A 17033-nucleotide genomic window follows, 5' to 3' on the forward strand; every position below is an offset into this window, starting at 1 on the left:
GAATAATTCAAGTGAATTTGTTTGAAAGAAGAACTTTAAAAGCTTTATTTTCACCCGATAAAATACCCATAAAACAAGAGGAAGCTCAAATGAGCTTCCTCTTGTGAAAAATTGTGGGACAGCAATGGCCTAAGCGGTCTTTTTTATACCTATCTCATCAAGCCACTGGCGCCAACGTAAACAACACCTGCCCGGTTTTTACCGTCTGCCCTTTTTCAATGGTAATCGCATCTACACGCATACGCTCAGGCGCAATAATTGGAATCTCGATCTTCATCGCCTCAATCACCGCAAGCGTTGCACCCTCTTCCACAATATCCCCCGACTGACATTCAATTTTCCAAATTGAACCTGGCATGTGTGATTCAACCACACAGCCACCTTCAGGCACTTCAACACCTTCGCCATCATCCACAGCATCTAGACTTTCAGAGACATATTCCGCAAGACCTGCTTCATGCCAGCGACGGCGCTCAGCATCAAAATTCGCTTGTTGCACCGCTTTAAAGGCAGAAATGGATGCTTGGTTTTCGGTTAAGAAGTCATTGTATTCTTTTAAGTTCAATACACCGTCTTCAATCCGCAGTTTTAAACGACCTGCTTTAAAGTCCTCACGCATCTGCATGAGTTCAGCTTCAGACACTTCATAAAACTTAATCTGGTCAAAGAAACGTAGTAACCATGGCATACCTTGTTCAAAATCAGGGTTTTTACGGTAGCGTGACCACATTTGCGAGGTACGACCGACAAACTGATAACCGCCCGGACCTTCCATCCCGTAGACACACATATAGGCACCGCCGATCCCCACGGCATTTTCAGGTGTCCAAGTACGTGCAGGGTTATATTTGGTGGTGACTAAACGCTGACGCGGATCAAGTGGCGTTGCCACAGGCGCACCCAAGTACACATCGCCCAAGCCCATGACCAAATAACTGGCGTTATAAACCACGTCCTTCACGGCTTGTTTGTCTTTTAAGCCATTAATACGGCGGATAAATTCGATATTGTCCGGACACCACGGTGCGTCAGGACGCACGGTTTGCATATAGCGTTCTGTTGCGAGTTGGGTTTGTGAATCTTCCCACGCCAGTGGTAAATACACGGTACGTGATGGTACTTGCATTTCAGTGACATCAGGCAGTTGCTCTTCAGCGACCTGAAGCATACGCAATAAATCAATTTGATCGAGCTGGGTTGAATCAAAATGAATTTGCAGTGAACGAATACCCGGTGTCAGATCAATAATGCCTTGAATATTTTGATCTTTCACCCATTGCATCAGCGCATGAATACGGAAACGTAAGTTTAAATCTAAAACCAACTCGCCATATTCAACCAGCATATAGTTGTTGCCGGCAGGACGATATACCACATCAGGTGTGCCATTTTGACCTTTTAAGGTATCTAAAATGGCAGATTTCAGCGTGCTGATTTCAGGATAGAACGATTCATCAAAAGTTACATCTTGCGTATCTTCTGCACTTAATTGTGCATGATATTTTTCATTCAGTATTTTCGCTTGATGATAACTCACAGGCACAAATTTCACTTTATCGCCGGCTTTAAGCTGGCCGAGTTTCCATAGTTCAGAATTGATCACCACCGCAGGACACACGAAACCACCAAGGCTTGGACCATCTGGACCTAGGATAATTGGCATATCACCTGTGAAATCAATCGCACCAATGGCATAGGCATTGTCATGAATATTGGATGGATGTAGACCGGCTTCACCCCCATCCTCACGTGCCCACTCAGGTTTTGGACCAATTAAGCGGATCCCGGTACGGCTGGAGTTAAAGTGAATCTCAAAGGTATTGGCAAAGAAGCTATCGATGTCATTCTTGGTGAAGAAATCAGGCGCACCATGTGGGCCGTACATCACAGCGATTTCCCATTCATGGCTGAATGTTGGGATTTGTTCAGGCGCTAGTGCATTGATGTCATCCGATATAAATGCTGTGATTGGAAGCATATCACCAATCAATAAGTTACGCCCTGCATGACCGCCAAACTGACCTAAAGTAAACGTCGCTTGTGAACCTAAGTATTCAGGCACATTCAAACCACCTTTAATGCCAATATAAGTACGGCAACCTGTGGCGATTTTGCCACATTTTAAGATTTGACCTTTGCGCACATTCACGGTTTGCCACATTGGCACAGTCACACCATCCAAAGTCGATGGCATATCACCACCTGCCAATACAATCTGGCTATCGCAATGGAATTTTAAGGTAGGACCCTGCAAGGTACATTCCAACCCTGCGGTGTTATAGGCATTGCCAAGCAGTTGGTTTGCCACATTTAAAGATAGTGGATCAATCGCACCAGAAGGTGGTACACCAACATCCCAATAGCCCAAACGCCCTGTGACATCTTGCACAGCGGTTTGAATACCAGCTTGTAGGACTTCAATTTTTTGGGTTTTCCACTCAAATGTATTTAAGAAACGTGTGGTTTGTGTGCCTGCTTTAAATACATCACAGTCGATAATGTTTTGTAGATATTCAAGATTTGTTTCAATCCCTGCAACTGAAGTTTTGGCCAAAGTTTCGGTCATGGCTTGAATCGCAGACTCACGATCATCAGAGGTCACAATGATTTTGGCAATCATCGGGTCATAGAACGATGAAACGTTTGAACCTGTTTCTACCCAAGTTTCATTACGCGCATTGGCATCAAACTCAACATGGGTCAAAAGCCCTGCACTTGGCTGGAAGTTTTTGATTGGGTCTTCGGCGTATAAACGCACTTGAATCGAATGACCTTTAGATTCAAGTTTCTCAGTTGGTGCCGTCCAGTCACCGCTGGCAAGGGTCACCATCCATTCGACTAAATCAACACCAAAGACTTGTTCGGTCACGCCATGTTCTACTTGTAAACGGGTGTTAACTTCAAGGAAGTAGAATTCTTGTGTGTCGGTGTCCATCACAAATTCAACTGTACCCGCAGAACGGTAGTTCACTGACTGCATCAGTTGAATCGCGACGTTTTGGATATAGGCACGCTGTTCATCGTTGATGTGTGGTGCAGGCGTTTCCTCAATCACTTTCTGGTTACGACGTTGCACCGAACAATCACGCTCACCGAGTGCAATTACCTGACCTTGACCATCACCGAAAATTTGCACTTCGATATGTCGGGCATTTTGGACAAATTTCTCAAGATACAAACCCGCATCTTTAAAGTTGGCTTGGGCTAAATAGGATACCGTTGCATAAGCATCTTTTAGTTCATCCTCGTTCCAGACCAGACGCATGCCAATCCCGCCACCACCAGCAGTACTTTTTAGCATCACAGGATAGCCAATACGTTCAGCTTCTAATAATGCTTCAGCTTCATCTGCCAATAACTGACTACCTGGCAGTAAAGGTACATTCGCTTGAATGGCAAGTTCACGTGCGGTGTGTTTTAAACCAAAAGCTCGCATTTGTGCGGAGTTCGGACCAATAAAGGCAATACCTTGTGATTCACACAAGTCGCAGAATTCAGCATTCTCTGATAAGAAACCATAGCCCGGATGAATCGCTTGCGCACCAGTTTGTTTCGCGACTTCCAGAATTTTTTCGACATTTAAATAGCTTTGGCTGGCTGGTGCTTCACCAATATAAACTGCTTCATCCGCTAAAGTCACATGCAATGAATCACGGTCTGCTTCAGAATAGACGGCTACAGATTGTATGCCCAATTTTTTCAGGGTACGAATGACACGACATGCAATGGCACCACGGTTGGCGATCAGAACTTTATTAAACATTTTATGCTTCCTCGCCTTCACGGATAATCAATTGAATTTGGGTGGGGTTATAGGCATTACATGGATTGTTGAGCTGTGGGCAGTTGGAGATCAGGACAATCAAATTCATCTCCGCTTTAATTTCAACATATTTTCCCGGTGCAGAAATACCATCATCAAACTTAAGATGCCCCTCACTGGTGACAGGCACATTCATAAAGAAGTTAATATTTGGCCCGATATGACGCACGTTTAAGCTATGCTTTTTGGCAATTGGATGTTGTGACAGCGCAATCATGAAATTGTTACGGCAACTGTGCATTGGATATCTGTCATGCGCATAACGAACGGTGTTACTTTCACATGAACATGCACCACCTAAAGTGTCGTGGCGACCGCAGTTATCATCGTGGATGGTGGCAATTTTATTGCCAAAGTTGGTGTATAACGCTGTGCCTTTTTCTAAATAGATTTGCTGATTAATCGCTAAAGTATCGGATGCGCTATAACGCTCTTCAGGATTCTGTGCGGAAATAAACAAAGTATCCACCGCTTGGTTGCCTTCTAGGTCAACAATACGGAAATACTGCCCTTTTTTGACTTCGCACATCCATGCTTCACCGGCAGGACATACTTCACTTAACACAGATTTTTCTAGGTTTACGAGTGCAGTCATGATCATTCCCCTTATGCAGTTAAAGCGTAATAGCGGTTATTATTTTGGAACGCTCGCTGATTTTGCGGGCATGAATCACGGCAGACATCGGTCTCGCCTAAAGGCAGTGCTTTAAACAATGACAATTGAATATCGGCAGGTGCATATTCAGTTGAATTATCTAAGGCATGTGGTGCGCTCGATAAAAACACCAAGCAATCCATTTCAAAACGCAGTTCAATCACTTGATTGGTATTGTCTGATATCACATATGACAAGTTACCGTTGTCATCCGGTTGAACTTTAGAGAATAAGTTAACTGTATTGCTGAGATCCGTCGCAGATAAACCAAATTTGGTCATCTCGAGTAATAGGCTATCTTTGCCATTGCGATACATGTCATTGCGCGCATCTTGAAAAGTCTTTGTGCCAAACTGTGCTTCAATTTGCGGTGCGGTACTTGGCGCACAAAAGGCATCATTCCAACCATGATCATCTTTGACAATGGAAATCATCGCGCGCCCTAAATCCGACGCTAAAATATGCCCTGTGCTTAAAAATGCCGTGTGTTGCCCTTTTAAGCTGTCTGGCATGTTATAGGCTTCAAGCTTGTCTTCGCTATTGACACAAAACAGTGAAACATTGGCATTTGCGCCTAAAGATTTGAGTTGTAAAACTGCGCCACGCTGGATGCGTGCTGACCAATGATGGCCACCCGGTAAACGTTCAGTCCAGAGGACTTGATCTTCGTGATAAGTTATTGTGCTCATATGCATCGATCCCAATCTTTACGGTTTACCTCCCGGGCTTTTATCCCTCCGTGTAGCGAGCGGTGTTTCCTTTCGCCGTGAACTCTCGGTCGCAGACCTACATGAATCTTCATGTATCGGAACCCTAGATCACTTTATGATTGATTAGATAGATGCAAAGGCTGTGCCAAACTTGTAATACTATTTTTTATATTCGTAATACTTTTTTTTGAGCTAGAAATGATCACTTCAGGTGCAAGGCTCTGAAAAAGGCATCAAGATGTACCAAAATAAAAAAATCCCGGCTTGAACCGGGAGTTTAAAATCTAGAGATGAAGATTAAATCAAGCCTTCTATGCTGCAAGCTTATTTACTTAAAATCTCATGCAGCATATTACGTAGCCATTGATGGCTGGTTTTATGATGACAGGACATATGCCAATACTGCTTTACAGAATAGGTGGGGAAAGCAATTGGTGCCTCAAAAATCTTGAGATTGCCGCGTGATAATAAAACTTCACTCAAATAATAAGGCACGGTCGCAATCGCATCGGTTTCTTGTACCACCAGTCCTACCCCCAGATAACTTGGCAGACGCATTAGAATGTCACGCTTGAGTTCCAGATTCAGCAATTCATTTTCAATATGGTAATGCCCCATCCCCGCATCAATATCGATATGGGTTTCACGTAAATACTCTTCGGTCGTGATGCTGTCACCCGTTAGTCGCGGATGGTCTTTCGCTGCGATCACCACATAATACTGTTCAAACAGTTTCTGCTGATAAAAGCCATTCTCCAGATTTGGCAAGAAGCCCAAAGCCAGATCAATCTCGCCATTGGCCATCTGATAACTGGTTTCCGAGGTAATCGGACGCACATTCAGGCGGATATGTGATGCATGCTGCTTGAGATACTGTGAAATTTTTGGCAATAACACCAGATGCGATACATCGGTCATCGCCAGTGTAAAACGTTGCTGTGAAGTGACCTGATCAAAATTGATGGTGAAATTATTAATCGCTTCAACTTTACTGAGTGCTTCACTAACCAAGGGAAACAACTGCTTAGATAAATCTGTCGGCAGCATTTCATTGCCAATACGTAAAAATAAAGGATCACCATAATGCTGGCGAATTTTATTCAGCAGATTGCTCACCGCTGGCTGGCTCATGTCTAAATGATCAGCTGCCTGAGATACGTTTTTAAATTTATAGACATAATAAAAAATACTGAGCAATTTACAGTCAAGTTCAAACACAGAAACACATTTCCTTTAACTTTCTAATAATTTTGACGAAGATATCATCGACATCATTTTATCAATTGCCAATGTTCAAATATAACACTTTGCAACGATTTCTAGGATCAGTCAATTTCCATGTGGTGTTAAAAATTACTTTTCTCTGATGTGGAACCTCGTTACAAGTACTTCTGTTGTAAATATGCACTTCTGTTTTTCCTTGGTCAACTTAAACACGCAAGCTTCATGCTATATACTCAAGCCCACAGAATTAACGATGCAAATTAAGAGAAATATCTTATGTTCCAAGGCAAAAAGTTGGTGTGTTTTGATTTGGATGGCACCTTGATTGATTCCGTGGGAGTCTGGAATCAGGTCGATGCTGCGCTGATTCAGGAGTTGGCAAATATTGAAGTCGACTTAAGTCAGATCCAGCAACAGCGCGATCTTCAGCTCAAAAAATTTAAACATCGGCCGGATCCCTATCTGGAATATTGTGCTTATTTAAAAGCGCTTTATGGATTTGCGCCGAATAAAGAAGAAGTAAAAAACCGCCGTTATGCAATTTCACGGCATTTTCTCGATCATGTGGTCGAGCTAAAACCACATGCTGAACGGTTCATTCAAGCCCTGAAACAACAAGGGATTCAGATCGCCCTGACCACAACCACCAGTTTGTTCAATGTGCAGCGTTATCAGGACAATAATCAAAACATTAACAAAAAAATCAGCTTTAATGATGACTTTGCCCTGCTCTTGACCCGTGAAAATGTGCAGAACATCAAGCCGCATCCTGAAGTCTATTTCAATGCCCTTCAGCATTTTCAGGTGCAAGCCGCAGATTGCCTGATTATTGAGGATTCATTAATTGGCGTTGAAGCGGCCAACAATGCAGGAATCGATGTGATTGCAGTTTATGATCAATACTCTGTTCATGAAATAGATTTGATCAAGGTCCAAGCAAATTATTTTGCAGAAGATTTTACTGAGTTATTAAGTTTAGCCCAATAAAAAAAATGCCATGAATCATTGTATTTCATGACATTTTTTTCTGCAGATCTCTGACCTGAGAAGAAAACGTTATTTGGCTTTCTCATAGACTGAGCCTGAACCGACCAGATTTCCTGTTTTTTCATCGATTGCAAAATCAACCATACCTGCACCTGCATTTAACTGAAGTAAGCCATTTTTGCTCACTGCTGCCGGCATCGGATTTTTCTCTTCGGTTTTACCAGTTTCTTTGTCTTTTATGGTGTTGGTAATGAAGTAATTTTCACCATTTTTCGAAATGACCAATACATTTTCAAGTTTTGGATTTTCCAGCGTATTTTTCCAGTTTCCTTGATAATCTGGAGCTGGTGCTTCTGTGAGGTTACAAGCAGTTAAAAGCAGTAATAATGAGATGCCTGAAAAAAATTGAAGATATTTCAAAACTGAGACCTTGATTGTGACAACGCGGCCATTATAGGGACAACCCTCTAGAGCTTAAGCAGGTTGTTGTAGGCAAAGCGTTTCAGCAGTACCGTATCTGTTTTTCTTTGGTGATTTTTTTGAAATATCTCTCCATACTTCATTCATAAAAATGGATGATTCAATTTCTACTAAAACGACAAAAAAGCAAAAAAGTCCCCAATAGACCATGTAAATCTATTGAGGCGTAGCAAACGGGTGAATACCACACATTAAAAATTAGGGCATGATTTTAGATTTAAAGTGGCTCAATACAGATTTAGCAGAGTGGGTTTTTTCAATAATCTGTGCAGTCCAGTGATTCGGCAATGAACATTTGGCCAGACGCACCCAAACAGTAGAAAACTGTTTTATAAAGCTCGCTTCATTATAATGAATGCCATATTCAGCACACAGCGTTTTTACTTTCGGCGCCACCTGCGCATAGCGATTGGCTGGCATGTCCGGAAATAGATGATGTTCAATCTGATGGCTCAAATTACCACTCAAAATATGCAGCCAGTCCGTCCCGGTAAAATTACTCGAACCACGAACCTGGCGTAAATACCACTCAGCACGGGTTTCATTGTCGGTATTATCCATCTCAAAAGTTTCAGCATCTTCCGTAAAATGACCATTAAAAATCACCGCAGACGCCCACAGACTACGAATTACATTGGCTACAGCATTTCCGGCAAACACAGGAATGGCATTCGGGCCAGCAATCACTGGAAAAAATACATAATCTTTTAACACCTGACGGCGCATTTTTTGACGCAGTGGAGCCGCTTCTTTCCAAACTTCTTTCCAGGTTTTGGTTTTATAGGCAATCACATCTTCCAGATGCAAGCGTTGCAGGCCGACATACCATTCAAAAAACACCATTAACTGCATGCCCAGTGGAATATTCAACAGGAAACGTGGTTCCCATTTTTGGGATTCACTGACCCGAATCAGGCCATAACCGACATCATGATCCATCCCGACAATATTGGTATAGGTATGATGAATATAGTTATGGGTATATTTCCAGTCATCTCCTGTGGAAATCGTATCCCAGTCATAGGTGGTTCCGTTCAGGGTCGGATCATTCATCCAGTCGAACTGACCGTGCATGACATTATGTCCCAGCTCCATATTTTCCACAATTTTGGAGATGCCAAGCAGCCCTGTCCCTGCCAGCCAAACCGGTGGCAACCAGCCAGCAAACATCAACATGCCTCGGGATGCAATTTCGCTATAACGGACAAAATTACGGATTTTATAAATATAATTGGCGTCTTTTTCACCCAGATCGTCCATGACCTCGCGGCGGATCGCATCGACTTTAGCACCAAACTCCTCAATCTGTTCAGGACTGAGAAATTGCGACTTACTGTGTCGTTTAAAATCAATTTGCATATTCATGGGAGCACCTTTTTATTCGTTTAATACTGGCTTATAAATTAATAACGACTGGACTCATCGCCTGGGAAATACAAAGTTTAATCTGGGTGTTATTGCCATGATCAACCTCACCGGTCAGGACATTACGCACCGAGCCACTGACTTTGGTACAGGAACAGGTATTACAGATTCCCATCCGGCAACCATGAGCAGGACGCAGGCCTGAATTTTCAGCGCTTTCCAGCAAGTTGGACTGAGCCTGAAACACTTGCTGCGATCTTAAAAACTGTACTGGCTGCGCCTTAATTTTTTCATCGACCACAATCTGGAAATATTCCGAATGAAAATTGGATTTCAAATCCAGTTTTTCTACAATTCTAAGTGCAGCCTTCATCATCCCAGCAGAGCCACAGGCATATATTTTTCGTTCTGCAACATCTGGCACCAGTTTTTGCAATAATCTTTGATTCAGATGCTGTTGCTGTTCCCGTGTATTAAAATGATGATATTTCAAGTTTGGATGCATTAAAGCCAGGGTTTTCAATTCAGCATGAAAGGCATCATCGCGAGTAAAATAAATCAGGTCGATCTGTTCCAGGGACTGGATCACTGCTTTTTGCAGCAAGGAATATATTGCAGTAATACCACTGCCGGATGCCAGAAATAAAGTGGGCTGGCTAGAGTTTTGCAGTATAAAGTCACCTTGCGGCTGCGAAATTTCAATGACAGCCCCGATTTGCATCTGGCTCAAGGCGCGTGACACTTTGCCTTGCTGTTTCACCGCAATAATCAAATCACCATTTTTTAATACCGTCACCACAGAATAATATCGCTGATGACGTACACCATCGAGTCTTATTGTTACTGCAATATGCTGGCCAGCCTGAAATGACCTGGCTTTAAAATTATGATTCGGGCGCAAGTGAATCTTGAAAAAGTCAGGACTGATGGCCTGAATGCCCATAATGGCCGCTTTAACTTTTTTAAACGCCCAGGTTGGATGGATTTTTTCACCAATAAAATCAATGAAATCTTCACGAACCCAATGCGGCTGATAGGTCGGCATACTTGTCATTTTTATCCCCTTATCCGCAGACAGTAATATTAATGTACAACTGTCTATTTATTATGTTGTCAGCATAAAGCGTTTTATAATTCAGACCATATCAATACAGGTCAAATTATGTGCTTATCAAACATAATAGAGCTTTTTGTCGGACAATATGAAGCAAAAGCATCTGCTGAAACTGTAGTTTTTTAGAAAAAGGGATTTTTATATCTGTTAATTCTGCTAACTCTATATAAAAAACTGACTCCTGTATAGAAGTCAGTTTCAATCATTCACTTTGATTATCAGATTCAATGTAAAACTCTAGCCTGCTGCTTGTTCCATGAGAATAGCGCCATAGAGTTCCCGCAAATCTTTTTTCAGCATCTTTCCAGTTCCACTTAGTGGAATTGAGTCTACAAAAACCACTCTGTCTGGAACCTGCCATTTAGCGACTTTATCATGATAATAATCAAGAAGATCAGCTTCACTAATTTGACTCTCTGGTTTCTTGATGGCAATCAATACCGGACGTTCATCCCACTTTGGATGCTGGGCGGCAATCACCGCCGCCATCGCAATTTCCGGATGGCCCATGGCAATATTTTCCAGATCCACCGATGAAATCCATTCGCCGCCAGACTTGATTAAATCTTTGGAACGGTCACTGAGTTTTACAAAACCATCTTGATTCAGCGTGCCAATATCCCCTGTATCTAACCAACCATCCTCAGTCAATGGAGATTCTTGCTTACCGAAATACTTATTAATAACCCAGTGCCCTTTCACCTGTAAACTTCCGATAGTTTCACCATCTCGTTCAATTTCATGCGTACATTTTTCTACATCAGTTAAACGTACACTAACCCCAAATGGCGGTCGGCCTTGAGACAGACGAATCTGCTGTTTTTCTTCATCTGATAGCTGCAAATGTTTGGCTTTGAGCTGATTGGCAGTAGCCACTGGACCTGTTTCCGTCATGCCCCAAGCATGAATTGTTTCACAGTTAAACTGCTCTTTGAAAGTTCGTAACATTGCCGGTGGACAGGCCGATCCTCCGATTACATTACGTTTCAGACTTTCCAGCTTGGAACCTGACTGGTTTGCTGCGGCAATCAAACCCTGCCAGATGGTTGGCACGCCAAGCGCCACTGAAACTTTATACGTATCAATCAGATTCACCAGACTAACACCATCAAGACCTGGCCCCGGCAGTACCAGCGTACATCCCACCATGGCCGCCGCGTATGGCGTGCCCCATGCATTCACATGGAACATCGGCACCACTGGCAACATAATATCGGCAGCCGAGACATTTAGTGAGTCCGGTAAAATGATGGCATAGCTATGTAATACAGTAGAGCGATGACTATATAGCACGCCTTTAGGGTTGCCCGTGGTTCCTGATGTATAGCACAGTGAACTGGCTGAGTTTTCATCAATGATTGGCCATTCAAATTCTGTGTGTTGACTGGCAATCAGATCATCATAAAATTGTACTTCTGGAATGGCTTCAGTGACGCTCGGATCGGCAGCATCCAGACAGATAAAATGCTCGACAGAGGTCAGCAGTGATTTCACTGCTTTAATTAAAGGAACAAATGTCTTATCGAATAGCACCACACGGTCTGCGGCATCATTCATAATAAAAATCAGCTGTTCAGGAAACAAGCGCGGATTAATGGTATGACAGACCAGACCACTACCAGAAATGGCATACCAAGATTCTAAATGGCGGTGATTATTCCATGCAATGGTTGCGACCCGATCTCCCTGCGCCAAGCCAAGTTGTTGCAGCACATTGGCAAAACGTTTCGAGTTTTGGTGAATTTCGCCCCAGTTGGTCACCTTAATGCTGGTGTCGGTATTTTTGGAAATTACCTCGGTATCGGCATGATAGCGTCCTGCATGTTCAATCATGCTGCTGATCAGTAAAGGCTGAAACATCATATTTCCGAGCATTGTCCACTCCTTTGTGCTTGTTATTGGTCCGTGTATTCGTATCGTTGTTATCTAGACATGATGGAGCGGTCTAAGACCGTGACATAGTTTTTATCATCATGTGGACTGAATTTAGCAAGTAAATCTGAATTTGTAAGTATCGAATTGTGACAAATTAAGAGAAGTGACTCAGGCGTATAAAAATTAGAATACGATTGATGGAGAGGTAGAGAATTTCCCTAGAAAGGTTGAGGCCTGATATTCAGTTTAATGATCATGTATTGAGTTCATGTCGACCCGATTAATACAACCATCCCATTTGAATGGAAATATTTACTTGGATACTGATCTTAGAAGAACAGTACAGCAGATCGATAGAACGCCAGCTTGAAAATAGACTGACAACCACATTAACCTTAATTTGTTATATTGAGCATCTTGAAATATGCTATAAATCAAAATAATTAGAACAGTCTTAGTTCAAGCAAGTGTATGTATAAGTCTGAAAAACTGGCGCAGAATATCCGTCAGATGATTGAAAACGGCGTATGGAGGGTACATGAAAAATTACCTTCACTCCGCGAACAGACCCAATTGTCTGGCTATAGCCTGATGACGGTACTCAATGCTTATCAGGAACTTGAAGCGCAAGGTCTGGTTTATGCCAGAGATAAATCCGGCTATTACGTTGCAGAGCGTTCTACAGATCTGGTCAACAGCAAACAACCAATCCAGATTAGTTTAAGCCCAAAAGTTCAAATCAACTCTGTGGTATTTAATTATTTAAAATCGATCCAAGCTGTAGAAATTGTGCCTTTTGGTTCCGCATTTCCCAATGCAGAGCTGTTATATAACGCCAAATTTATGCAGATTCTGGCGCAGCAGGCCAAAAGAAAAAGCAGTTATAACAACCAGAATCATATGCCGCCTGGCAATCAGGATTTACGCCAACTGATTGCTAATCGTTACCAGTTGCAAGGCATTGCTTGCCATGCAGATGACATTGTCATTACATCTGGAGCATTAGAAGCACTGAATCTGTCTTTACAGGCATTGACCCAACCCGGTGATTTTATCCTGCTGCAACAAACCATATTTTATGGGGCCTGGCAGGCAGCCGAGCGTTTGGGGCTACAGGTGATTACTATCCCTGAGCATCCGCAATTCGGTTTTGATCTGGCATCATTTGAACAGGCTTTGAAACAGTATCCGATCAAGGTGTGCTGGCTAATGCTGAACGCGCATAATCCGATTGGCTTTACTGTTAGTTCGGAAATTAAACAGAGAATTGCTGAACTTTTGTATGAATATCAGGTCTATTTAATTGAAGATGATGTTTATCAGGAATTGAATTATGGTTCATCCAAACCGCTACCGGTTAAATATTTTGACCAGCATCAGATGGTGCTGCACTGTGCTTCATTTTCCAAAACACTAGGCATGGGCGCACGCGTCGGTTGGGTCTATGCCGGTCCATTTTCCGATGCCATTCAGCATTTGCAGCTCATGAGCACTTTAACGGTCAGTCCCTTACTCCAGAGCACGCTGGTAGAATTTATTTCGCATCATCATTATGAAAAACATTTACGACAGCTAAGATATAATCTGGAAAAATATAAAAAGAAGTTTTATCAGGAACTCAAAAACCGCTTAGCGCCTACATGTAAAATTTACTATTATTCCAGTGGTTATTTTCTCTGGATCGAATTGCCAAATGGTCTAGATGGACAGGTGCTTTATGAGCAACTGATTCAGAAAGGTATTTCAATCGCCCCTGCATTATTGTTTAAACCGGATCATGCCAGTCAGCATTATATGCGCCTGAATTGTTCTTTTGAATGGACCGCCGAGATAGAAAATGCAGTGAATCTTTTAGCAGATACCATTCAGCAGAAATAGAAAAGCGTGAATGAGTTCATCCACGCTTTTTTTAGGTCAAGATACCCGAATTTACAAGCATCTTAGAAGTTGTAAATGGCAACCGCATTGATTCGGTTGTCTTCACCTTTGTCACTGCCATTTGTAGCTGGAGCTAAAGCTGTACGTTCACCATAGACATATTCCAGACCAAAACTGAGTGGCTTGGTTGGGCTATAGAACACGTTTGCCCACGCTTGCCAGAGGTCTTTGTTGGCTCTAGTTGCATTAGATTGCGCTGCATCAGCTGGCGTCGAAGCAATAAGCGCATCGGTATAACGTTGATCATCATCAAAACTCATATAACCATAGCCTAAAGTACCGCGCAACTTGTCATTAAATTGCTGGGTTAAGCCCACCGAAATCGAATCGAATTCACTTTGTAACAGATCACCATTTACAGCTGTAATTACACCCGTATTGGCATTCGAGATAAAGCTACTATCGCCTTTGACATGATAGTAGTCGGCTTTTAAAGTCGTCCCCGGCACAATGTCATATTTCGCCCCCAGCCCCACGCCCCACGCCATTTCTTCATCTTCATTCACGCGCTTTTCATGACCCATGGCACGTGCGCTGACTGCAAAATTATCGGCAAATTTATGATTTAAACGTGCGGTTAAAGCCGGTAGGCGTTGTTTGATCCCAGGATTCGTATCTTTCGGATCTTCAACTGCAACGACCAGATTGGTTTCAGGGCTGAAAGTGCTGGTGTGGCGCACTTGTGGTGTGCGTTTAATCGAACCCCCAGCATATACCAGAGCATCTACAGTTTCCGGAATATAGTCTGGCGTGGCAAAGTTTGACCAGGTTTGACCAATTAACCAGTTGGCATAGCTGATATAAGCATGACGGATACGTAAATTATCAAATTTATCACCACCAAGGAAATCTACCTCAATTTTACCGCTCAGGGCTTTGTCACCAGCACCAACCGGTGCTTTAAAGTCCATGCCTAAACGGGTAGCAGAAAGTGTTGATTTGAACTCATCACTGCGCTCGCCTACACCTTCAAGTGGAACAGTATTAATCTGGTTATACATACGTGCAGATGAACCGCCTTCAGCCTGATAAGAGGCATCGGCACGAATGTTTCCGTATAGATTAAACTCGGCACCACTGGCAATTTTCATGACAGGTTTGCTAGCTGGAGCAGGTGTTGCTGCAACATGTGCAGTGACCACAGCCGTCTGTCTTTGCTGTTGCTCAACCAGTGCGCGTAGAGCCTGAACTTCTTGGCGCAGTTGTTCAATTTCCTGCTGACTGCTTTGCGTGGTTTGTGCTTGAACCGATAAGCTCATGCTCCCCATACTGATTGCAATCATGCTCATCAAAAGCGTGTGTTTTCGTGTTGGCTTATTGATTGTTGTGGTGAATAGTGTCGTGTTCATCCTAAACTCGCTTTTTATTGTTCGACTAGATTCTAGCAACAGATCACCACCCGTTACGATGGCGATCTATATCATTGACGATATTATATTGATTAATTGAAGTTTAACTTATTGGGTCGCGTTCTCAGCCACAGGATTTGGCTTCATGCTAGATCTTGCAAGGGCTTGCGCATCTACTGAGGTCTTTAAGTTGACCAGGAAAATTGCCAGCGCAGCAATCACGCCAGGAATCGCAATAGCAAAGAAGTTCATTTGATGCGGTAAATTCATGGTTAATAAAGCACCGGTCAGTACCGGACCAACAATCGCCCCAATACGTCCAATCCCTGATGCCCAGCCCATGCCTGTAGAACGTACCGTCGATGGATAATATTGTGCAACAAAGGTATAGAGTAGAATTTGTGAGCCAATCGTTGCAGCACCCGCCACAGCAATCAGAGTGTATAGGACGAATTGCGGACTGTTAAAGCCAAGCAGAATCAGGGCCAGCGCACCACATAAGAACATGATGGTCAGTACTTTCTTGATATGGAAGCGATCTGCCAGATATCCACCACCGATTGCACCGATCATGCCACCAATATTTAAGGCAAACAGGAAGATCATGCTGGCACCAAGCGAGTAACCGGCCTGAATCATCAGTTTAGGTAACCAGCTGCCCAATGCGTATACCATTAACAGGCACATAAAGAACGCTAGCCAGAACATGAACGTACTGAAACTGCGGCCCTGTTGGAAAAGTGCTTTTAATGGCGCTTCATCACCTTTCTGCACTTCATTCAGTACAAATTGAGTATCATGGGTAATGACCTGTTCCGGAGATATTTTTTGAATAATATCGTGCGCTTGGGAGGTCTGATTTTTGTTGGTCAGGTACATCAGTGATTCTGGCAAGTATTTCCAGATCACTGGCAAAAGCAACAGTGGAATACCGGCTAACAGGAACATGATTTTCCAGCCATATTGCGGTACCAGCCATGCACCCAACAGTGCCGAGGTCATACCACCAATCGCATAGCCACTAAACATTAAGGCAACCAGGGTGCTACGGATACGCTTGGGCGCATATTCGGTCATCAGGGCCACTACGTTTGGCATGACGCCGCCAATCCCCAACCCCGCCAAGAAACGCAAGATTCCGAATTCAACCGGTGACGTCGCAAAAGCACCTATAAAGGTAAAGCCACTAAAAATAGCCACACAAATCATAATGGTTTTTTTACGGCCTAACTTGTCGGACAGGGTTCCGAAAGTCATTGCACCGAACATCATACCAAACAGTGCAGTACTGGCCAGCATACCTGCTTGCACTGTAGTTAATGACCATTCTTGCATCAGTAAAGGCAACGCGACCCCATAGATCACCAGATCATAGCCATCAAAAATAATGATCAGCAAGCACCAGATCAATACGCCCCAGTGAAAGGGCGTAAACTTTGCTTCATCAATCAGCGTATTTATATTCACTTTATTTGTAGACATCTCCACCTCCAGATTGTGAAGTTCAATTTAT

General features: G+C 43.1%; 12 protein-coding genes and 1 riboswitch. Of the genes, 2 read left to right on the forward strand and 10 right to left on the reverse strand.

Going from position 1 to position 17033, the window contains the following annotated elements:
* Positions 1 to 157: 157 nt before the first annotated feature.
* From uca to FTU45_RS09625, 4 genes are all read right to left on the reverse strand, one after another.
* Positions 158 to 3763 carry an urea carboxylase gene (gene uca / locus FTU45_RS09610; protein WP_180076328.1) on the reverse strand — a complete coding sequence of 1202 codons (3606 nt, stop codon included), beginning with the start codon at positions 3761 to 3763 and terminating at the stop codon, positions 158 to 160.
* A gap of 1 nt (position 3764) precedes the next feature.
* A complete protein-coding gene (locus tag FTU45_RS09615; protein ID WP_180076329.1) occupies positions 3765 to 4418 on the reverse strand; it encodes an urea amidolyase associated protein UAAP2 in 654 nt (217 codons plus the stop codon).
* 11 nt (positions 4419 to 4429) lie between these two features.
* Positions 4430 to 5167, reverse strand: a complete 738-nt coding sequence (locus tag FTU45_RS09620; RefSeq protein WP_180076330.1) for an urea amidolyase associated protein UAAP1 — start codon at positions 5165 to 5167, stop codon at positions 4430 to 4432.
* Positions 5168 to 5194: 27 nt separating this feature from the next.
* A riboswitch (guanidine-I (ykkC/yxkD leader) is annotated at positions 5195 to 5306 on the reverse strand.
* Between the two features lie 206 nt (positions 5307 to 5512).
* Positions 5513 to 6406 carry a LysR family transcriptional regulator gene (locus tag FTU45_RS09625; RefSeq protein WP_004647024.1) on the reverse strand — a complete coding sequence of 298 codons (894 nt, stop codon included), beginning with the start codon at positions 6404 to 6406 and terminating at the stop codon, positions 5513 to 5515.
* Between the two features lie 282 nt (positions 6407 to 6688).
* Between FTU45_RS09625 and FTU45_RS09630 the strand changes: the two genes are divergently transcribed.
* Entirely contained in the window at positions 6689 to 7399 is a 711-nt protein-coding gene (locus FTU45_RS09630; protein WP_005096941.1) for an HAD family phosphatase, read from the forward strand.
* Positions 7400 to 7468: 69 nt separating this feature from the next.
* On the opposite strand, the gene FTU45_RS09635 is transcribed toward FTU45_RS09630, so the two are convergent.
* The 4 genes from FTU45_RS09635 to FTU45_RS09655 form a co-directional block, all read right to left on the reverse strand.
* A complete protein-coding gene (locus tag FTU45_RS09635) occupies positions 7469 to 7819 on the reverse strand; it encodes a hypothetical protein (protein WP_074382760.1) in 351 nt (116 codons plus the stop codon).
* A 258-nt stretch (positions 7820 to 8077) separates the two neighbouring features.
* Positions 8078 to 9244 carry an acyl-CoA desaturase gene (locus tag FTU45_RS09640; protein WP_005170836.1) on the reverse strand — a complete coding sequence of 389 codons (1167 nt, stop codon included), beginning with the start codon at positions 9242 to 9244 and terminating at the stop codon, positions 8078 to 8080.
* Between the two features lie 31 nt (positions 9245 to 9275).
* Positions 9276 to 10298: a flavin reductase family protein gene (locus FTU45_RS15345; RefSeq protein WP_005096945.1), complete on the reverse strand. Its 1023-nt coding sequence runs from the start codon at positions 10296 to 10298 to the stop codon at positions 9276 to 9278.
* 297 nt (positions 10299 to 10595) lie between these two features.
* Complete coding sequence (locus FTU45_RS09655) at positions 10596 to 12233, reverse strand: long-chain-fatty-acid--CoA ligase (RefSeq protein ID WP_180076331.1); 1638 nt, start codon at positions 12231 to 12233, stop codon at positions 10596 to 10598.
* Between the two features lie 471 nt (positions 12234 to 12704).
* Between FTU45_RS09655 and FTU45_RS09660 the strand changes: the two genes are divergently transcribed.
* Complete coding sequence (locus FTU45_RS09660) at positions 12705 to 14111, forward strand: PLP-dependent aminotransferase family protein (protein WP_180076332.1); 1407 nt, start codon at positions 12705 to 12707, stop codon at positions 14109 to 14111.
* Positions 14112 to 14173: 62 nt separating this feature from the next.
* Here the strand turns inward: FTU45_RS09660 and FTU45_RS09665 are convergent, their stop codons facing one another.
* Both FTU45_RS09665 and FTU45_RS09670 read right to left on the reverse strand, forming a co-directional pair.
* Entirely contained in the window at positions 14174 to 15520 is a 1347-nt protein-coding gene (locus FTU45_RS09665) for a DcaP family trimeric outer membrane transporter (protein WP_180076333.1), read from the reverse strand.
* A 108-nt stretch (positions 15521 to 15628) separates the two neighbouring features.
* The gene (locus tag FTU45_RS09670; RefSeq protein WP_180076334.1) at positions 15629 to 17002 is read right to left on the reverse strand and encodes an aromatic acid/H+ symport family MFS transporter; all 1374 of its coding nucleotides are present in this window, start codon (positions 17000 to 17002) and stop codon (positions 15629 to 15631) included.
* Positions 17003 to 17033 lie beyond the last annotated feature (31 nt).

Origin of the sequence: Acinetobacter sp. YH12106 (assembly GCF_013418995.1) — a bacterium.
Lineage (GTDB): Bacteria > Pseudomonadota > Gammaproteobacteria > Pseudomonadales > Moraxellaceae > Acinetobacter > Acinetobacter pseudolwoffii.

Bases quoted from the DNA above. Each gene is read 5' to 3' on its own strand.
- uca (WP_180076328.1), bottom strand. From the start codon at position 3,763: ATGTTTAATAAAGTTCTGATCGCCAACCGTGGTGCCATTGCATGTCGT.
- FTU45_RS09615 (WP_180076329.1), bottom strand. From the start codon at position 4,418: ATGACTGCACTCGTAAACCTAGAAAAATCTGTGTTAAGTGAAGTATGT.
- FTU45_RS09620 (WP_180076330.1), bottom strand. From the start codon at position 5,167: ATGAGCACAATAACTTATCACGAAGATCAAGTCCTCTGGACTGAACGT.
- FTU45_RS09630 (WP_005096941.1), top strand. From the start codon at position 6,689: ATGTTCCAAGGCAAAAAGTTGGTGTGTTTTGATTTGGATGGCACCTTG.
- FTU45_RS09640 (WP_005170836.1), bottom strand. From the start codon at position 9,244: ATGAATATGCAAATTGATTTTAAACGACACAGTAAGTCGCAATTTCTC.
- FTU45_RS15345 (WP_005096945.1), bottom strand. From the start codon at position 10,298: ATGACAAGTATGCCGACCTATCAGCCGCATTGGGTTCGTGAAGATTTC.
- FTU45_RS09655 (WP_180076331.1), bottom strand. From the start codon at position 12,233: ATGCTCGGAAATATGATGTTTCAGCCTTTACTGATCAGCAGCATGATT.
- FTU45_RS09660 (WP_180076332.1), top strand. From the start codon at position 12,705: ATGTATAAGTCTGAAAAACTGGCGCAGAATATCCGTCAGATGATTGAA.
- FTU45_RS09665 (WP_180076333.1), bottom strand. From the start codon at position 15,520: ATGAACACGACACTATTCACCACAACAATCAATAAGCCAACACGAAAA.
- FTU45_RS09670 (WP_180076334.1), bottom strand. From the start codon at position 17,002: ATGTCTACAAATAAAGTGAATATAAATACGCTGATTGATGAAGCAAAG.